13 protein-coding genes are annotated in these 18,011 nt (G+C 69.5%); 5 read left to right on the top strand and 8 right to left on the bottom strand.

The window, feature by feature from the left end; all coding sequences use genetic code 11:
• Window positions 1-159: 159 nt before the first annotated feature.
• On the bottom strand, window positions 160-714 hold the full coding sequence (locus tag ASD59_RS00985) for an ActR/PrrA/RegA family redox response regulator transcription factor (RefSeq protein ID WP_055826976.1): 555 nt from the start codon (window positions 712-714) through the stop codon (window positions 160-162).
• Between the two features lie 70 nt (window positions 715-784).
• Entirely contained in the window at window positions 785-2,257 is a 1,473-nt protein-coding gene (locus ASD59_RS00980) for an ActS/PrrB/RegB family redox-sensitive histidine kinase (protein ID WP_156376872.1), read from the bottom strand.
• Between the two features lie 75 nt (window positions 2,258-2,332).
• On the opposite strand from ASD59_RS00980, the gene ASD59_RS00975 reads away from it, so the two are divergent.
• The 3 genes from ASD59_RS00975 to ASD59_RS00965 all read left to right on the top strand — a co-directional run bounded on the left by ASD59_RS00975 (window position 2,333) and on the right by ASD59_RS00965 (window position 5,129).
• Window positions 2,333-2,956, top strand: coding sequence for an SCO family protein (locus tag ASD59_RS00975; RefSeq protein ID WP_327019536.1), 624 nt, complete (start codon window positions 2,333-2,335; stop codon window positions 2,954-2,956).
• Between the two features lie 201 nt (window positions 2,957-3,157).
• Complete coding sequence (locus tag ASD59_RS00970; protein WP_055826972.1) at window positions 3,158-4,438, top strand: polyhydroxyalkanoate depolymerase; 1,281 nt, start codon at window positions 3,158-3,160, stop codon at window positions 4,436-4,438.
• A complete protein-coding gene (locus tag ASD59_RS00965; protein ID WP_055826969.1) occupies window positions 4,404-5,129 on the top strand; it encodes a M48 family metallopeptidase in 726 nt (241 codons plus the stop codon). Before ASD59_RS00970 ends, ASD59_RS00965 begins: the two co-directional genes overlap by 35 nt.
• Window positions 5,130-5,282: 153 nt before the next feature.
• Here ASD59_RS00965 and ASD59_RS00960 read toward each other — a convergent pair whose 3' ends face one another.
• The gene (locus ASD59_RS00960) at window positions 5,283-7,370 is read right to left on the bottom strand and encodes a transglycosylase domain-containing protein (protein WP_055826967.1); all 2,088 of its coding nucleotides are present in this window, start codon (window positions 7,368-7,370) and stop codon (window positions 5,283-5,285) included.
• A gap of 44 nt (window positions 7,371-7,414) precedes the next feature.
• The gene (locus ASD59_RS00955; protein ID WP_235561687.1) at window positions 7,415-8,461 is read right to left on the bottom strand and encodes an alpha/beta fold hydrolase; all 1,047 of its coding nucleotides are present in this window, start codon (window positions 8,459-8,461) and stop codon (window positions 7,415-7,417) included.
• A gap of 117 nt (window positions 8,462-8,578) precedes the next feature.
• Here ASD59_RS00955 and ASD59_RS00950 point away from each other — a divergent pair, with 117 nt between their 5' ends.
• Window positions 8,579-9,700, top strand: a complete 1,122-nt coding sequence (locus ASD59_RS00950; RefSeq protein ID WP_055826964.1) for an aromatic ring-hydroxylating oxygenase subunit alpha — start codon at window positions 8,579-8,581, stop codon at window positions 9,698-9,700.
• A 51-nt stretch (window positions 9,701-9,751) separates the two neighbouring features.
• Here ASD59_RS00950 and ASD59_RS00945 read toward each other — a convergent pair whose 3' ends face one another.
• Together ASD59_RS00945 and ASD59_RS00940 are read right to left on the bottom strand one after the other, a co-directional pair.
• Window positions 9,752-10,411 carry a TetR/AcrR family transcriptional regulator gene (locus tag ASD59_RS00945; protein ID WP_055826961.1) on the bottom strand — a complete coding sequence of 220 codons (660 nt, stop codon included), beginning with the start codon at window positions 10,409-10,411 and terminating at the stop codon, window positions 9,752-9,754.
• A gap of 216 nt (window positions 10,412-10,627) precedes the next feature.
• The gene (locus ASD59_RS00940; RefSeq protein WP_055826958.1) at window positions 10,628-12,463 is read right to left on the bottom strand and encodes a cation:proton antiporter domain-containing protein; all 1,836 of its coding nucleotides are present in this window, start codon (window positions 12,461-12,463) and stop codon (window positions 10,628-10,630) included.
• A 152-nt stretch (window positions 12,464-12,615) separates the two neighbouring features.
• Here ASD59_RS00940 and ASD59_RS00935 point away from each other — a divergent pair, with 152 nt between their 5' ends.
• Window positions 12,616-14,742, top strand: a complete 2,127-nt coding sequence (locus ASD59_RS00935) for a M13 family metallopeptidase (RefSeq protein WP_055826956.1) — start codon at window positions 12,616-12,618, stop codon at window positions 14,740-14,742.
• 400 nt (window positions 14,743-15,142) lie between these two features.
• Here ASD59_RS00935 and hisS read toward each other — a convergent pair whose 3' ends face one another.
• Window positions 15,143-16,636, bottom strand: coding sequence for a histidine--tRNA ligase (hisS, locus tag ASD59_RS00930; protein WP_055826953.1), 1,494 nt, complete (start codon window positions 16,634-16,636; stop codon window positions 15,143-15,145).
• Window positions 16,637-16,687: 51 nt separating this feature from the next.
• Window positions 16,688-17,953, bottom strand: a complete 1,266-nt coding sequence (locus ASD59_RS00925; RefSeq protein ID WP_055826950.1) for a DUF418 domain-containing protein — start codon at window positions 17,951-17,953, stop codon at window positions 16,688-16,690.
• Window positions 17,954-18,011: the final 58 nt, after the last annotated feature.

Below are 18,011 nucleotides of genomic sequence, written 5' to 3'. Positions count from 1 at the left end.
CATGAAATGGGGAGGTGGATCGTCGGCGAAGCCGGCGAGACGGAGGGGGTGGCTCGGTGATGAAGGATTGGCAGACGACTGGTTAACACCGGCGTCGCCCCCTCCGTCACGGCGCGAAGGCGCGCCGCGCCACCTCCCCGCTGCGTGGGGAGGAGAGCCTTACCGCGGCGCCCGCTTGGCCAGGATGCGTTGCAGCGTGCGGCGGTGCATGCCCAGACGCCGCGCCGTCTCCGAGACGTTGTGGTCGCACAGTTCGTAGACCCGCTGGATATGCTCCCAGCGCACACGGTCAGCGCTCATGGGGTTGTCGGGCGGCTCCGGGGCCTCGCCGGTGGAGAGCAGGGCCTTGACCACGTCGTCGGCGTCGGCGGGTTTCTGCAGATAGTCGACCGCCCCGGCCTTGACCGCCGCCACGGCGGTGGCGATGGCGCCGTAGCCGGTCAGCATGACGATGCGGGCGTCCTCGCGCCGGTCGCGGATGGCCTCGACGATCTTGAGGCCGTTGCCGTCCTCGAGCCGCATGTCCAGCACGGCGAAGGCCGGGACCGAGGTCTTCAGGGCTTCATTGGCCTCGGCCAGCGAGGCGGCGAGGGTGACGACGAAGCCGCGGCTTTCCAGCGCGCGGCCCAGCCGGGTGCGCAGGGCGTTGTCGTCGTCCAGCACCAGCAGGGTCTTGTCGGCGAGGGCGGCGATCCGGTCTTCGGCGTCGGGCATCTGGGGTCTCCGGTGGCTCAGGTCATTAACAGTACGGTTGCGGTCAAGGTTCATCTGCGGGGGTGCGACATCACGACGGGATCTCGAGCGCCGGACGCGGCCAGCGGACAGCCACGCGGGCGCCCCTGGGCTGGCCCTTGCCGCCGTCGCCCGCCCCGACGAACACCTTGCCCCCGGTGCGCTCCAGCAGGGTGCGGGCGATGAAGAAGCCCAGGCCCATGCCGCCCTGGCTGGGAGCGATGGCCTCGGGCTCGGGAGCGGCCGCGCCCTTCCTCGCCTTGCGGCCCGGGGTGGCGGCGGCGACCGAGGCGGCGATCTGGGCCGCCAGGGCCCGGCGCGCCTTGCCCTGGGGCCGGCTGGTCACATAGGGCTCGCCCAGACGCGGCAGGATGTCGGCGGGGAAGCCGGGGCCGTCGTCGACCACCTCGATCTCGATGAAGCCGGCGTCGACGATGGCGCGGACCCGGACCCGTGAGCCCGCGAAGTCGGCGGCGTTCTCGACCAGGGTCGACAGGCCGTGGATCACCTCGGGCAGGCGGCGCACGCGCGGCGCGGGCTCGCCCGAGGCGGTGCGGACATCGACCTGGAAATCCAGATCGAAGCCGCGGTGGGGCTCGATCACCTCTTCCAGCAGGGCCTTCAGGCCCACCTCGGCGAAGGCGGAGTCGCCGTCTTCGGGCTGCTGGGACAGGCGTTTCAGGATGTCGCGGCAGCGTTCGGCCTGTTGCAGGATCAGGGCGGCGTCCTCGGCGGCGGAGCCGCCCTTGGCCGAGGCGCGCAACAGTTCGCGGGCCACGACCTGGATGGTGGCCAGCGGCGTGCCCAGCTCATGCGCCGCCGCGGCGGCCAACCCGCCCAGCGCCGCGAGACGTTGCTCGCGCTGCAGCACGTCCTGGGTGGTGGCGAGGGCCAGCTCCAGCTTCTCGGCGTCGGCGGCGACGCGCCACGCATAGGCCGAGGTGAAGATGACGCCGGTGAACAGGGCCAGGCCGATGCCGAAGCGATAGAGGGGCGGCAGGTTCAACTCGGTGCCCGCCTGCCACGGCAGGGGCATGGAGAAGAAGAACAGGGTGGTGGTCGCGACCAGCACCAGCAGGCCCATGAAGGCCGCCTGACGCCCGGGCAGGGAGGCGGCGGCGACGGTCACCGGCGCGACCAGCAGCAGGCAGAAGGGGTTCTGCAGCCCCCCGGTCAGGGCCAGAAGGACGGACAGCTGCAGGATGTCGAAACCCAGGTGCGCCGCGGTCATCCGCCCGTCGGGCAGGGAGCCGTCGGTGCGCTTGAGCCGGGCTGTGGCGTTCAGATTCATCGCCACGCTGGCGGCGATCACGGCCAGACAGCCCCACAGCGGCAGGTCGAAATGGAAATACAGGGTGGCGATGGCGACGGTCGCGGTCTGGCCGGCGATGGCCATCCAGCGCAGGATGACCAGGGTGCGCAGGGACAGGCCGCGGCTGCGGCGCGGCAGGTTGCGCCAGCCCGGGAAACGGTCCGGCTCGTCCGTCGCGAACCGCGACGGGGCCCGCGGCGCGGACTGCGGCAAGGGAGGGTCTTGGGAGAGGCTCACGCGTCTTCTATAGACCGGTCGCGCGCGGGCGTGCGCGTTTTCGAGAGGGCCATGATGCCACGCCGTTCCATCCTTCTGTTCGCCGGCGCCTGCATCGCCATCGCCGTCGCCCTGGCCGTGACGACGATCGTGGTGGTCAACCGGCGCGACGGGGCGGTCCCGTCCATGGAGACCTCGACCGGCCAGCCGTCGGTCGGCGGGCCGTTCCAGCTGGTCGACCAGGACGGGCGGACGGTCGACCAGACGATGCTGGACGGGAAATGGTCGCTGGTCTTCTTCGGCTTTACCTATTGCCCCGATTTCTGCCCGACGACCCTGACGGCGCTGGAGGCGACGAAGCGGCAGCTGGGCGACAGGGCGAAGGACGTGCAGATCGTCTTCATCACCGTCGATCCCGAACGCGACACCCCGCAGGCCCTGAAGGACTATCTGTCCTCCGACGGCTTCCCGCAGGGGGTCATCGGCCTGACGGGCACGCCGGACCAGGTGAAGGCGGCCGCGGACGTCTATCGCGCCTATTATCAGAAGGTCGGAGAGGGCGAGGGCTACACCATGAACCACTCGCTGACCGTCTATCTGATGGGGCCGGACGGAAGGTTCCGCAGCGCCCTCGCCCACGACCTGGGACCGCAGCGCTCCGCGCAGGTGATCGAACGGGCCATGGCGCGCGGGTAGGACACGTCTCCCTCCCCTTCATGGGGATGTCGGCGCGAAGCGACGACAGGGTGGGGTGTGGCTGGAGTTCCCCACCCGGCCGCTCCGCGGCCACCCTCCCCATGAAGGGGAGGGAGAACTGTATTCGCCTATAATCTTTTTGCAGTGCGGTGCGTTCTATGGTGCTCTGCCACGTACGGCGGGGGCCGCTTCAAGGATTCCATGCTCTATTCGCTTCACGAGCTCGCCTATCACTCGGCGACGCCGTTCCGGTTCGGGGCCCAGATGGCCCGCCAGTTCTGGAGTTCTCCGTTCAATCCGGCCGCGGACACCGCGCTGGGCCGCACGGCCTTCGCCTCGGCCGAGCTGTTCGAGAGCGTGACGCGCCGCTACGGCAAGCCCGCCTGGGGTCTGGAGACCATCACGGTCGCGGGCAAGGACGTGCGGACCACCGAACAGGTCGTCTGGTCCTCGCCGTGGTGCAGACTGGTGCGGTTCGCGCGGCACATCGGCGATGTGAAGCGGGCCGGCAAGCCGGCCACGGCGCCGGCGGTGCTGATCGTGGCGCCGCTGTCGGGCCACTACGCCACCCTGTTGCGCGGCACGGTCGAGGGCTTCCTGCAGGACCACGACGTCTATGTCACCGACTGGGTCAACGCCCGTCAGGTGCCGATGCTGGAGGGGCGGTTCGACTTCTTCGACTATATCGACCACGTCCGGACCATGCTGGGCGTGATCGGCCCGCGCGCCCACGTCGTCGGCGTCTGCCAGCCGGGCCCGCCGGTGCTGGCCGCCTGCGCCCTGATGGCCGAGGACGAGGACCCCAATCGTCCGGCCTCCATGACCTTCATGGGCTCGCCGATCGATGCGCGCCTGTCGCCGACGGTGACCAACGAACTGGCCGAGGAAAAGCCCTTCGCCTGGTTCAAATCGAACATGATCCACACGACGCCCTGGCCCTATCCGGGGTTCGGACGGCGGGTCTATCCGGGCTTTGTCCAGCTCTACAGCTTCATGTCGATGAACGAGGACCGCCACCGCGACGCCCACCACGAGTATTTCCAGCACCTCGTCAACGGCGACGGGGACGGGGTCGAGAAGCACGAGGAATTCTACAACGAATACCTGTCGGTGCTGGACCTGACCGAGGAGTTCTATCTCCAGACCATCGACATCGTCTTCCAGCAGCATCTGCTGCCGCGCGGCCTGCTGGAGCATCGCGGGCGCAAGGTCGATCTGACGAAGATCACGGACATCGGCCTGATGACGGTCGAGGGCGCCCGGGACGACATCTCGGGCGTGGGCCAGACCCAGGCGGCGCATACGATCTGCACCCGCCTGCCGGACGACATGCGCAAGCTGTACGTCCATCCCGAGGTCGGCCACTACGGCGTGTTCAACGGCCGCCGGTTCCGCGACGACATCTATCCGGCGGTGCGCGACTTCATCGCCAGACACGAGGCCATCAGTGCAGTACCGGAACGGCCAGCGGCTGCCGCCTGAGAGCCCTGAGCGGCTCGGCGTCGCCGCGCGGCTGTCGGTCAATCCGCGCGCCCGGCGCCTGTCGATCCGCATCGACGCGCGCGCGGGCGAGGCGGTGCTGATCGCCCCGTCCGAACGCAAGCTGGCCGACGTCGTCGCCTTCGCCCGCACCAAGGCGTCGTGGATGCGCGAGCGTCTGGCCGAGCGGGTTCACGGGACGCCGCTGGAGCCGGGGGCGGTCATCGACCTGTTCGGCCAGCCGGTCCGGCTGGTCGCCACGGGCGGCGCCGGCGCGGCGCGGCTCACCGAGGACGGGGACGGCCCGCTGATCGCCTCGGGCGGCGAGGGCGAGGCCTTCGCCCGGCGGGTCGAGAATCTGTTCAAACGGGTGGCGCGGGACACGCTGCAGACCCGCACCGACGTGCATCTGCGGACCCTCGGCCAGCGCCCGGTCAGGATGTCGATCGCCGATCCGAAATCGCGCTGGGGCTCGTGCAGCCCGCACAACCGCAGCATCCGCTACAGCTGGCGGGTGGTCATGGCCCCGCCAGCGGTGATCGACTATCTGGCCGCCCATGAGGTGGCGCATCTGGTCCACGCCGACCACAGCCCGGCCTACTGGTCGGTGGTGCAGCGGCTGGTCGGGGACCACCGGCCGTTCAGGAAGTGGCTGCGCGACAACGGACCGGCGCTGCACGCGGTGGGGCGCTGACGTCTCCTCCCCATGAGCGGAGCGAGTGGGGAGGAGACCCATACGCCAGAGGAACAGCAGTCGGCCCCTGTCCAGCATGTGTCGCTTGTCACCCGTGTCGCGGGCCGCGATGTCCCGGTTATCCAGCCCGGATTGTCCCGGTCGGAAAACCACTCAGAAGAACAGCGGGTCGGCCTTTTTCTCCGGCTGGGTCGGTTCGGGCTCCCGCTGGGGCTGGGGCGCGGTGGGGCGGACGACGGGCGGGCCCGGTTCCGGACGACGCGGCTCGAGCGTCGGCTGGTCCTCGGGCGGGACGGCTTCGTCGGCCGGAGGACTGTCGCCGAACAGGTCGCCGATCTCGCCCAGAAGATTTTCGACGGGACTGGCGGGGGGCTGCCAGCCCTCGGGCATGGCCGGGCCGTTGGGGATGGCCGGGGCGTTGAGGCGCGGCAGAGCCGCCTCCATGAAGCCCCGCCAGATCGCCGCCGGGGACGAGCCGCCCGTGACCCCGCGCATGGCGGTGTTGTCGTCCTTGCCGACCCAGACGGCGGTGACGAAGCCGCCGGTGTAGCCGACGAACCAGGCGTCCTTGTAGTCCGAGGTGGTGCCCGTCTTGCCCGCCACGTCGCGGCCCGCGATCGCCGCCGAGCGGCCCGTGCCCGAGGTCATCACGCCGCGCAGCATCTGGTTCTGGTAATAGAGGAAGGGGTTGGAGATGGCCTGCACCGCGCCGTCGGCCCGGGCCGAGCGCTGGTAGATCACGCGCCCCTGCGGCGTGCGGATGCGGCTGATGCCATAGGCGCGGACGCGCTTGCCGCCGTTGGCGAAGGCGTCGAAGGCCTGGGCCATTTCGAGCGGCGAGACCTCGACGGCGCCCAGGGCCATGGCGGGCTCGAGCCCGATGCGGCTGGTGATGCCGAGGCGGCGGGCGGTGCGGGCGACGTTGTCGCGGCCGATCTGGTCGGCGAGACCGGCGGCGACGGTGTTGGTCGACTGGGCCACGGCGTTGGCCAGGCTCATCTCGCCGGCATAGGCCCCCGAATAGTTGCGCGGCGACCAGTTGCCGATGCGGATCGGGGCGTCATTGACCCGCGTCTCCGGCGTGTAGCCGCTTTCCAGCGCGGTCAGATAGACGAAGGGCTTGAAGGCCGAGCCGGCCTGACGGCGGGCGTCGACGGCGCGGTTGAACTGGCTGTCGGCGTAGGAGGCGCCGCCGATCATGGCCCGGACCCGGCCCTCGCCGTCCAGCGCGACCAGGGCCGCCTGCTGCACGCCCTTGGACCGGTCGCGGCGCAGGATGCGGTTCACGGACCGCTCGGCCTGGGTCTGCAGCGTCAGATCCATGGTGGTCTCGACGACCATGTCCTCGGTCGGTTCGCCGACCAGCTCACGGATCTGCTTGTCCAGCCAGTCAATGAAATACTGGGCATGCTGGCTCGACAGGGTGCGCGACACGCGCACGGGCGAGGCGGCGGCCTCGGCGCGTTGTTCCGGGGTGATGACCCCGGCGTCGACCATTTCGTTCAGGACCACGGTGGCGCGGGTTCCGGCCCGCTCGCTCTCGGACACCGGCGAATACCGCGACGGGGCCTTCAGCAGGCCGGCCAGCAGGGCGGCTTCGCCGACGGTCAGCTGTCTGGCGCTCTTGTCGAAATAGCGCTGCGACGCGGCCTCGATGCCATAGGCGCCGGCGCCGAAATAGACGCGATTCAGATAGAGGGCGAGGATCTCGTCCTTGGAGAATTTCATCTCCAGCCAGACGGCCAGCATCAGCTCCTGGACCTTGCGCTTCATGTTCTGGTCAGGAGACAGGAACAGGTTCTTGGCCAGCTGCTGGGTCAGGGTCGACCCGCCCTGGACCACCCGCCCGGCGCGCATGTTCGCCGCCATGGCGCGGGTCATGCCGACGGGATCGAAGCCGGGGTGGTGATAGAAGCGCCGGTCCTCGATAGCGATGAAGGCGGCCGGGACATAGTCCGGCAGGGCGTCGAGATCGGCCGGCGGGGCCTGCTGGGTCCCGCGCGTGGCGATCAGGGCGCCGTTGCGGTCCAGATAGGTGATCGAGGGCTGGCGATCGACATTGTACAGGGTCGAGGTGTCGGGCAGGTCGCGAGCGAAGACCGCGAAGAAGACCACCATGAATATGGCGCCCCAGACGGCGAGGACCGCGGCCCAATAGACCAGCCTCTGCACCGGGGTGCGCGGGGGCCGGGGACCGGCGGCGTTGCCGCCGCGTCCGAAGCTGAAGCCGGAACCCGCCATGAAAACCTCATCTGACCTTGATCGGTCCTAGCCGATCAGGCCGTCTACGGAAACGCCCCCGTACCGATCACACGACCGTGAGGGACGTTTCCGCCGAAACCATGACGCTTCGGGCCCCAATCTAAAAACGCGTTCACCTCGGCGGCGAACCGGGCGGGCTGGTCCAGCATGATGAAGTGGGCGCTGTCGTCGATCCGCTTCAGCTCGGCCGCGGGCAGGGTCGCGAACGAGGCGCGGTAAATGCCGTCCACCATCTCCTCGGTCATGCGCGGGTCGTTGAACTTGACGTACAACACCGTGACAGGGGCCGTGATGCGCGGCAGTTCCGGGCGCAGGTCGGTGACGATCAACTCCCGGAAGGCCGCCGCCGAGACGGCCCGGTCGCTGGTCGCCGCGGCTTCCAGCGGACCGGCGCGCAGCGACTCGGTGTTGATCATGCTGGTGACAGAGGCGGCGGCTTGCTGGCGGTAACCCTCCTCGGGTCCGTTGGCCATGGCGGCGTAGATCTGGTCCGCCGTCGGGGTGACGCTTTCGGCGGTCGCGCCCGGCGCGCCGAACATGGCCCCCATGAAGGGCACCATGTCGACCACCATCAGCTTGCCGACGCTGTCGGGATGGCGGGCGGCCAGCATCATGCCGATGGTCCCGCCCATGGAGTGGCCGATCACCGCCGGCTTGTTCAGCCGCTGCTCGGCGATGTAGCGGGCCAGGTCCTCGGCCACCGGGGCCGAGACGGGGCCCGTGGCGTTGTCCTCGGCCGGTGCGCCGGCGAAGCCCTGGACGTGGATGCGGTGGACGCGATAGCGGCCCTTCAGTTCGTCTGTCAGGCCGTCCCAGACCTCGGGCGAGGACGACAGTCCGGGGATCAGGATGACGTCGCCGACCGGATGCTCGGGCCCGTCGACGCGGACGTGGAAACGACCGGACTCGAAGTCGGCGTGGGCGTGACCATGGGCGTGGGCGGGGGCCGCCGCGGGGGCCTGGCCTTGCGGAAGATGCTGATGCTCCTGCGCAAGAGCGGGCGCGGCGGCAAGGGCGAGCGCGCCGGCGAGGGAGGCGGAAAGCGCCGCGACGGCGGTCATGGTCTTCATGGTCGGATTCCCCGGATGGGCGGGCGATGCGCCCGTCTCTGTCCCTAGTCGCCGCAGAGGGCGCGATCGGATGCGGCCGGTCAAGACTTCGCGCATCCGGCCCGCTAAACTCACCTCATGAGCCCAGCCGACAGCGCCCCCGTTTCCGCCAATTCGCCCGAGGCCAAGGCCCCGCCGACCGCGTTCGGCAAGGGCTTCGTGCTGGACGCCTGGTATTTCGCCGCCCTGTCGCGCGACGTGGCCGCCGCCTCGCTGAAACGTCACGAACTGCTGGGCGAGCCGGTCCTGATCGGCCGGACGCGGGCGGGTCAGGTCTATGCGATGCGCGACATCTGCCCCCACCGCGCCGCGCCGCTGTCAGCCGGACGGCTGGTCGAGAAGCCGGGCGAGGGCGAGACGATCGAGTGCTGCTATCACGGCTGGCGGTTCCGGCCGGACGGGGTCTGCGCCGCCATTCCGTCGCTGGTCGAGGACCAGGCCTATGAAACCGACCGCATCCGGGTGCGCAGCTATCCGGTGCGCGAAAGCCAGGGGATGGTGTTCGTCTGGATCGCGTCGGACCCGCGCAATCCGGCCGAGCCGGACCATGAGCCCCCGATCTTCCCCGGCGTCGTCGGCGGCGAGGCGAAACTCGTCGAATCGATGGATTTCGACGCCCATATCGACCACGCGGTCGTCGGCCTGATGGATCCCGCCCACGGCCCCTATGTGCATCAGCAGTGGTGGTGGCGGTCCGAGCATTCGATGCACGAGAAGGCCAAGGCCTTCGAACCGCGCGACCAGGGCTTCGCCATGGTGCGGCACGCGCCGTCGTCGAACAGCCGGGCGTACAAGATCCTCGGCGGCGCCCCCGCGACCGAGATCACCTTCCGCCTGCCCGGCTATCGCTGGGAGCATATCCAGGTGGGGCCGAAGCAGGTGCTGGCCCTGACCTGCCTGACGCCCCGGACCCAGACCCGGACGACGATCACCCAGATCTTCTGGTCGGACCACTGGGTGTTCGCGCTCGCCAAGCCCTTCCTGCGCATGGGGGTGGTCGCCTTCCTGAAACAGGACGGCGGCATGGTGAACCTGCAGAACGAGGGCCTGCGCCATGACCCGGCGCTGATCTGGATCGACGACGCCGACAAACAGGCGAAATGGTACCAGCAGCTGAAGCGCGAGTGGATCAAGAGCCGCGCCGAGGGCCGACCGTTCGCCAACCCGGTCAAGCCGACGGTGTTGAGGTGGAAAAGCTGAAGGCCGCGACGGGGGTCGCGGCCTTCGAAACGCTCTGCGTTGCGGTACAGCCTACTGACGGCTGAGCGCGCCGGCGAGGATGACGTCGGTCTGTTTGCCGATCTGGTCCGTCAGCTGCTGGATGGTCCAGCCGTCGTAGGCGGCGCGACGGTAGTTCGAAAGCCAGGCGCCGTAGATCATCTCGCCCAGCAGACGCACGTCGGCGTCCTGGCGCAGTTCGCGGTCGCCGACCCCGGCCTGCAGGGTGTCGGTGACGACCGAGATCAGCGGCTTGATGGCGGCGCGGATGCGCATTTCGGCGGCGACCGGCTGGAACCACGAGCGCGCGATGACGGCCTGAACCAGCGGAAGCTGCTCCAGCGAGGCGTGGTAGCCGGCGGTCAGGGCGGCCAGAACGCGGGCCCGCACGGTGGTCTCGGCGGCCGCGGCCGACTTCAGCGTCTCGGCCAGCTTGATCATGTCGGTGGACAGGACCGCCTCGAACAGCTCGGCCTTGTCCTGGAAGTTGGCGAAGACCGCGCCGGTGGACATGCCGGCGCCCTTGGCGATGTCGCGGATGGTGGCGGGCTCATAGCCGCGCTCGGCGAACAGCTGGCGCGCCGCGTCCAGCACCTTCTGACGGGTGCGAACCTTGGCGGCCTGACGGCGGTTCAGCCGGGGGGCTTCACCATCGACGTCGGCTGCGGGGGAGGGGGAGGCGACATCTCGCATGAACGATTACTCACGAAGCGGCGGCTGACATCCGCCGGTAAAACTGAACGCCGAAGCGATGGGTCATTCGGGGGCGCACGCGGCGCGCGCAAAACACGCCTGAACGGCGAGGGGGGCACTCATCACGCAACGATGACCAAATTGGGGTAACCCGATTAACGGGACGGTTAGCCGGGAGGTTAACGCCGCGTGGGCGGGAAATCCGTCGCGTGCGTCTCAGCGCCGCAGCGTGGAGCGCAGGGCGCGGGCCCGGCGCGGCTGTTCGCCCGCCGGCATGGCCGCCTGGAACACCTTGCGGAACTGGTCGCGGCGCTCATGGATCGAGGCCAGCACCAGACCCATGGGGACGCCCAGGTCGATCAGGGTGTTCTCGGCCAGCTGAAGGCTGGCCTCGGTCGTTTCGGGCACGGCGTCGGTGACGCCCAGCCGGTACAGGCGCACGGCGTGCTTGTCGTCCCGGGCCCGGGCGATCAGGACCAGGTCGGGCCGCAGGGCGCGCACCGCCCTGACCACCTCGTCGACCTTGGCCGGCGCATCCATGGTCACGACCACCGCCCGCGCCGTATCGATGCCGCACCGGGCCAGCATCTCCGCCCGGGCGGCGTCGCCGTAGAAGACGTTGGAGCCCTCGGCGCGGCCCTTGCCGACGGTCGAGGCGTCAGCGTCGATGGCCAGGAAACGCTGGTCGTGGGTCAGCAGGATCTCGCCCACCAGCCGGCCGACCCGGCCGAAGCCGACGATCAGGACCTGACCCTCCTCGGCCAGGGGCTCCATCGCCCCGGCCGGCAGATCGGGATGCCGGACCTCGGCGCGCTGCGTCAGCCGGGAGGCGATCAGGGCCATCAGCGGAATGCTGAAGATGCTGATCGTCGCCGCCAGCAGCACCTGCTGGGTAAAGGCCGGGGCGGCGATGCCCTCGACCAGGCCGGCGCCGAGGATGACGAAGGCGAACTCGCCGGCGGGGCCCAGCACCAGGGCCGTCTCGATGGCGGTGCGGTTGCCCAGCTTCCACGCCCGCGCGGCGCCGTAGATCAGGCCCGCCTTCAGGAGGGTCATCAGCGCGGCGAGGCCGAACACCGCGACCGGGTCGGCGGCCACGGCGTCGAGGTCCAGCCCGATGCCCACGCCGACGAAGAAGACGCCCAGCAGCAGGCCCTTGAAGGGTTCGATCGACACCTCCACCTCGCGCCGGAATTCGGTCTCGGCCAGCAACAGGCCCGCGATCAGGGCGCCGAGGCTCATCGACAGGCCGGCGGCCTGGGCGGCCACGCCCGCGCCGACGACGACCAGCAGGCTGGCGGCGATGAACATCTCCTGCCCCTGCCCTCTGGCCTTGGCCCTGGCGACCGAGCGGAACATGGGCCGCAGCACCAGCCGGCCCAGCAGCACCAGCAAGGCCAGGCCGACTGCTGCGGGGATCAGGGTGAACAGGGCCGGCCCCAGAACCGAGGGATCGAACTCGCCGGAAGACGTCGCGCCGCCCTGGGCCATGGCGGCCAGGACGGTGACGGTGATCAGGATCGGCGCGACCGCGAGGTCCTGCGCCAGAAGGATGGCGAAGGTGGATCGGCCGGCGGTCGTGGAGATGCGGCCGCGCTCGGCCATCACCGGCATGACCACGGCGGTCGAGGACAGGGCCAGCCCCATCCCCAGCACCGCCGCCGAGACCAGCGGCTGGCCCATCAGCATGAAGACCGCGCCGAGGCCGACGGTGCAGATCGCGACCTGGGTCAGACCGAGGCCGAACACCAGCCGGCGCATGGACTTGAGCCGTTCCCACGACAGCTCGAGTCCGATCATGAACATCAGGAAGGCGACGCCGAGTTCGGACAGGGAGCGGATCTGCCCCGCATCCGAGATCGTCAGCCAGGCCAGCCAGGGGACGGTCTCGGCCAGCCGGGCCAGACCGTGCGGCCCCAGCAGCACCCCCGCCGCGAGAAACCCCAGGACGGGACTGATCCTGAGCCGGTTGAACAGCGGAACGATGACGCCCGCGGCCGCGAGAAAGACCACGAGATCGCGATATTCGCCGCCGCCGCCGTGAATCGTCATTCAGCCCCCGATGACGTTCAGCCTACAGGCTGAAACGCCGCCCTGTCCGGGTTTCCGTCGCACATGACAAAAAATTCAGGCGACAGGCGGGGCCCGCGGCGTAGGGTCCCCGCCGACGCTGTCCACAGAGATGCGAAGTCGAGGAAATCCCCATGAAGAAACTGCTGATCGGCGCCGCGCTCGGCGCCCTGCTGCTGCCCGCTTCGACGGCGGCCGCCCAGGATCACGAACACGGCTGCATCGACGAGAGCTGCACCGTCTTCGAACTGTTCCAGACCCCGCCCGAAGGCGCGACGGTTCTGGGCTATCAGGGCACGGAAGCGCCGAAATACGGGACCTGGGGCTTTGACCTCGCCGGCCGCGACACCTCGGTTTCGCCGGGCGACAACTTCATGCGCTACGCCAACGGCGCCGCGCTGGACCGCATGCAGATCCCCTCGGACCGCACCAGCTACGGCTCGTTCGCCCTGCTGCGCGAACTCTCGGACAACCGCGTCAAGGCGATGATCGAAGGCCTGACGGCCCGCACCGACCTGACCGCCGGATCGGACGAGCAGAAGATCGCCGACGCCTATCGCTCCTACATGGACGAGGCCCGGATCGAGGCGCTGGACGCCGAGCCGCTGAAGCCCTACCTGGCCGCCATCCGCGCCGCCGACACCCATGACCTGGCCGCCGTCTACATGGGCGAGACCCAGGGCCGCATCGGCGGTTCGATCTTCGGCACCGGCATCACCACCGACCAGAAGGCGCCGACCCGCTATGTGGTCTCGACCGGGCAGTCGGGCCTGGGCCTGCCCAACCGCGACTACTATCTGGAGCAGCGCTGGGCCGAGAAGAAGGTCCTGTACCAGGCCTATGTCGCCCGAATGCTGGGCATGATCGGCTGGGAGAACGCCGAACAGGCCGCCGCCGACATCGTCGCCTTCGAAACCCGCATCGCCGAAGCGCACTGGACCCCGATCCAGAACCGCAACCGCGACGAGACCTACAACGAATACACCATCGCCCAGCTGGCGTCGGAGGCCCCCGGCTTCCCTTGGCAGGCCTATTACTCGGCCGTCGGCGTGGGCGAGGTTCCGCGCCTGATCGTCCGTCAGGACACGGCCATGCCGAAGATCGCCGCCATCTACGCCGAGACGCCGATCGCCACGATCCAGGCCTGGCAGGCCTTCCACACGACGGACGACGCCGCGCCGCGCCTGTCGCGCCGGTTCGCCGACGCCCAGTGGGAGTTCCGCTCGCGCGACCTTAACGGCCAGCCGATGCAGCGTCCGCGCGACAAGCGCGGCATCACCTTCGCCGAGGGCATGCTGGGCGAGGCCGTCGGCCGGCAGTATGTGGCCGAATACTTCCCGGCCGAATCCAAGGCCAAGATGGAAGAACTGGTCGCCAACCTGCGCATCGCCCTGGGCAACCGCATCCGCAACTACAGCTGGATGAGCGCCGAAACGCGCGCGGCGGCCGAGGAGAAGCTGAACAAGTTCACCGTCAAGATCGGCTATCCGAACAAATGGCGTGACTATTCGGCGCTGGAAGTCCGGCCCGATGACCTGTTCGGCAACGCCGAGCGCGCCGGCCTCTTCCAGTGGAACTACCAGCTGAACCGCCTGAACGACCCGGTCGACAAGACCGAGTGGGGCATGACCCCGCAGACGGTGAACGCCTATTACAACTCGACCAACAACGAGATCGTCTTCCCGGCCGCCATCCTGCAGCCGCCGTTCTTCGATCCGGACGCGGACCCGGCCGTCAACTACGGCGGCATCGGCGGGGTCATCGGTCACGAGATCGGCCACGGCTTCGACGACCAGGGCTCCAAGTCCGACGGCGACGGCGTTCTGCGCAGCTGGTGGACCGCTGAGGACCGGGCCAATTTCGACGGCCTGACCAAGCGGCTGGGCGAACAGTACGATCAGTTCGAGCCGATCCCGGGCTTCAAGGTCCAGGGCGGCCTGACCATGGGCGAGAACATCGGCGACGCGGCCGGCAACGCGGTGGGCCTGGAAGCCTATCACCTGTCGCTGAACGGCCAGCCGGCGCCCGTGCTGGACGGAATCACCGGCGACCAGCGCTTCTTCTACGGCTGGGCCCAGGTCTGGCAGTCGAAGATGCGCGACGACGCCCTGCGCAACCAGATCGCCACCGATCCGCACAGCCCGGCCGAGTTCCGCGTCATCGGCCCGGTGCGCAACATCGACGCCTGGTACGAGGCCTTCGATGTCCAGCCGGGCTCGAAATACTACCTCGCCCCGGAAGACCGGGTGCGTATCTGGTAGAAGTCACGTTCTCCCTCCCCTTCATGGGGAGGGACGATCGCGAAGCGATCCGGGTGGGGAACTGCAGCCTCGGGCGCCGACGGCAGATGGGTCGCACTTCCCCACCCGGGCTCGGCTGCGCCTCGCCTTCCCTCCCCACTTCGGGGGAGGGAGAGCCGCGCCCAGGCGGCGGGCCATAGCGCTGATCTCCAGACGCAAAAAAGCCCGCCGCGGGGGATACATCGCGGCGGGCTTCTTTTCGCTCTTTGACGAGCGGACGTTTCCTCCCCGAAACGCCTCCGGGCCGCTGCTGCGCCGAAACGCTGCGCTTCCCGAGTGCGTCAGAAAAACGACATTTCGCCGTTCAAGTCAATGAAAGCCTTGCGGAACCATCGGGAATTTATGGGTTATCGGCGATAACTCACGAACCTGTGCGCGCGCCCTCGACGATGGCCCGGACGGTCGCGACCAGCTCGCCGCGCGCGACCACCCTTTGGCCCGGACGCTCCGATTTCCACGCCTCGTTGTCGGTCACGCCGGCGGCGAGAATTCGGCCGGCGTCGAGGTCCTTGACCGTGACCTGGCCGGCCGCGATCTCGTCGCCGCCGAGGATGACGGCGGCGGGGGCGCCGCGCCGGTCGGCGTATTTCATCTGCGCCTTCATGCCCGCCCGGCCGAGGTAGAGTTCGGCGGCGATCCCGGCGTTGCGCAGCTCCGACACCGCGTCGAGATAGTGCTGCATGTCGGCGTCCGAAAAGACGATGACCACGACCGGACCGCGCACCGAATCCGCCGCCCCCCTGCCCGCCGCCTTCAGGGCCGAGGCCAGGCGCGAGACGCCGAACGAGAAGCCGGTGGCCGGCAGGCGCTCGCCGGTGAAGCGGGCGACCAGATCGTCATAGCGCCCGCCGCCGCCGATCGAGCCGAAGCGCACGGCCCGGCCCTTGTCGTCGGTAGTGTCCAGCAGCAGCTCGGCCTCGAACACGGCGCCGGTGTAGTATTCCAGCCCGCGCACGATGGTGGGGTCGAAGCGCACGGCGTCCTCGCTGACCTTCATCGCGGTCAGGGCGCGGTCGATCGCCGCCAGCTCTTCCAGCGCCGCCTCGCCGGTGGCGCCCAGGCCTCCCGCGCGGGCCACGGCCTCGAGCGTCGCGGTCCGGGACAGGGCCGAGTCCCCCGCCGAGGCGAGGAAGGCCTCGATGGTCGCGGCCACGCCGATCGGCAGGTTGGCCCCCTTCGTATAGTCGCCGGACTCGTCCAGCCGGCCCTCGCCGAGAAGGGCCGACACCCCGTCCCAGCCCAGCCGGTCGAATTTGTCGATGGCGCGAAGCGCGGTCAGGCGCTGGCCGGGATCGATGACGCCGCCCGCCTCGAACAGGCCGTCGAACAGCTTGCGGTTCGAGACCCGGACCACGGCCTTGTCCGCGTCCAGACCGGCGGCGCGCAGGCCCTCGCAGGCCATGGCGATGATCTCGGCGTCGGCCTCGGGCCGGTCCGAACCGACGGTGTCGGCGTCGCACTGGACGAATTCGCGGAAGCGGCCGGGGCCTGGCTTCTCGTTGCGCCACACCGGGCCGAAGGCGTAGCGGCGGAACGGCTTGGGCAGGGTCTCCCAGCCCTGGGCCGCGAACCGGGCCAGCGGCGCGGTCAGGTCGTAGCGCAGGGCCATCCACTGATCGTCGTCGTCCTGCAGGGCGAAGACGCCCTCGTTCGGACGGTCGGCGTCAGGCAGGAATTTGCCCAGGGCGTCGGCGTATTCGAAGGCGCCGGTCTCCAGCGGCTCGAAGCCCCAGCGCTCATAGACCGCGGACACGCGCGCCACGAGGCGGCGCTCGGCGACAAGGTCCGCCCCTCGGCGGTCGGCGAACCCCCGCGGATTGCGGGCTTCGGGGCGGGACGGCGCGTCGGTGCTCATGCCGCGCCGCTTAAGCCATCGCCCGTCGCCGGGCAACGACGCCGATCAGCCTCAGGCGAGCGGGGCCTTCCGCAGAGGCACCATCCGCCTGTAGGTCAGGCAGCGCCACAGCCACTCCAGCGGGCCCATGGTGAAGACCGACAGCCACAGCGGCGACCAGATCAACTGGGCGATCCACACCGCCGCGACCACGCCCCACAAGGCTCCCGGCCCCATGGTCCCGAACCAGTGCGGACCCCAGGGCATGTAGAACAGGGTCGACATGATCAGGGTCTGGGTCAGGTAGTTGGTGAAGGCCATCCGTCCGACCGGGGCCAGCAACTGCGTCAGCGGCTTCAGGCCGAACCGGGTCATCAGGATCAGCAGGCTGGCGTAGCCGAGGGTGATCAGGGGCGCGAAACTGCCCCCCACGCCGGCGAGGCCGCCGGTCGGATCCTCTCCGGGCGCCGCATTGGCCTCGATCCATTGGTGCCAGCCGAAGAAGGCGAGGTTGGCCGCGCCGAGGATCAGCACCACCAGATAGATCCAGGTCGGGGCCCGGCCGGTCAGGAAGCCGGCCTTGAACAGACCCAGGCCCAGCAGCATCAGGCCCACGGTGATCGGGACCAGCGTCAGGCTTGCGGCCTGCAGGATCGCCCAGGCCTTGAGGTTCTCGATCTGCGCCGCGGGCCAGCCCGACTGGTAGGCGTGGATGGTGGCGGTCAGGGCCTCGGGCGTGACCGCGAACGGATTCCCGCCGCCGCCTGCCTGGCCGCCCCCGCCCCCGCCGAACGCCGCCTCGGCCAGCATGGCGGCCGCCGACAGCAGGCCGAACAGCAGGTTGAGCCCCCCTCCGACCCAGATCAGGCGGCTGGCCTTCCACGACCGCATGACCATCACGATCAGTCCGCAGTAGGCGTAGTGCAGCAGGATGTCGCCGAACCAGAAGGCGGCGCCGTGGACCAGGCCGAAAACCGCCAGCCAGAACAGCCGGCGGCGCAGCAACTGGCCTCGGGGGCCGTCGAACCGCTCGCCGCCGATCAGGAAGATCGAGACGCCGAACAGCATCGAGAACATCGAGCGGAACTTGTCCTGGAAGAAGACGTCGGTGACCCAGGCGCCCAGGATGTTGGAGGAATTGTGCGGCCAGGGCTCGGGCAGGCCCGTCGTCATCTCCAGCGCCACCGGCCAGACGAACGACATGGCGTTGACGGCGAGAATGCCGAGAATCGCCCAGCCCCTGAGCATGTCGAGCGTGAAGATGCGGTCCGCAGGCCTGACCGGCCCGAGCGTCGCGTCCGCCGCGGGCGGCGGCGCCTGAAGTTCGACTGCGGCCATGACGTGTCCCCCGGATTGGCCCGACAAGCTTGGCCGAACCGCCGGCTGCGTCAAACGG

The sequence above is a fragment of the Brevundimonas sp. Root608 genome, assembly GCF_001427825.1.
GTDB lineage: Bacteria > Pseudomonadota > Alphaproteobacteria > Caulobacterales > Caulobacteraceae > Brevundimonas.
This window is presented reverse-complemented; position numbering and strand designations above follow the sequence as displayed.

Coding starts and splice junctions, on each gene's coding strand:
- ASD59_RS00985 (WP_055826976.1), bottom strand. CDS start 714: ATGCCCGACGCCGAAGACCGGATCGCCGCCCTCGCCGACAAGACCCTG.
- ASD59_RS00975 (WP_327019536.1), top strand. CDS start 2,333: ATGATGCCACGCCGTTCCATCCTTCTGTTCGCCGGCGCCTGCATCGCC.
- ASD59_RS00970 (WP_055826972.1), top strand. CDS start 3,158: ATGCTCTATTCGCTTCACGAGCTCGCCTATCACTCGGCGACGCCGTTC.
- ASD59_RS00960 (WP_055826967.1), bottom strand. CDS start 7,370: ATGGCGGGTTCCGGCTTCAGCTTCGGACGCGGCGGCAACGCCGCCGGT.
- ASD59_RS00955 (WP_235561687.1), bottom strand. CDS start 8,461: ATGAAGACCATGACCGCCGTCGCGGCGCTTTCCGCCTCCCTCGCCGGC.
- ASD59_RS00950 (WP_055826964.1), top strand. CDS start 8,579: ATGAGCCCAGCCGACAGCGCCCCCGTTTCCGCCAATTCGCCCGAGGCC.
- ASD59_RS00945 (WP_055826961.1), bottom strand. CDS start 10,411: ATGCGAGATGTCGCCTCCCCCTCCCCCGCAGCCGACGTCGATGGTGAA.
- ASD59_RS00940 (WP_055826958.1), bottom strand. CDS start 12,463: ATGACGATTCACGGCGGCGGCGGCGAATATCGCGATCTCGTGGTCTTT.
- ASD59_RS00935 (WP_055826956.1), top strand. CDS start 12,616: ATGAAGAAACTGCTGATCGGCGCCGCGCTCGGCGCCCTGCTGCTGCCC.
- hisS (WP_055826953.1), bottom strand. CDS start 16,636: ATGAGCACCGACGCGCCGTCCCGCCCCGAAGCCCGCAATCCGCGGGGG.
- ASD59_RS00925 (WP_055826950.1), bottom strand. CDS start 17,953: ATGGCCGCAGTCGAACTTCAGGCGCCGCCGCCCGCGGCGGACGCGACG.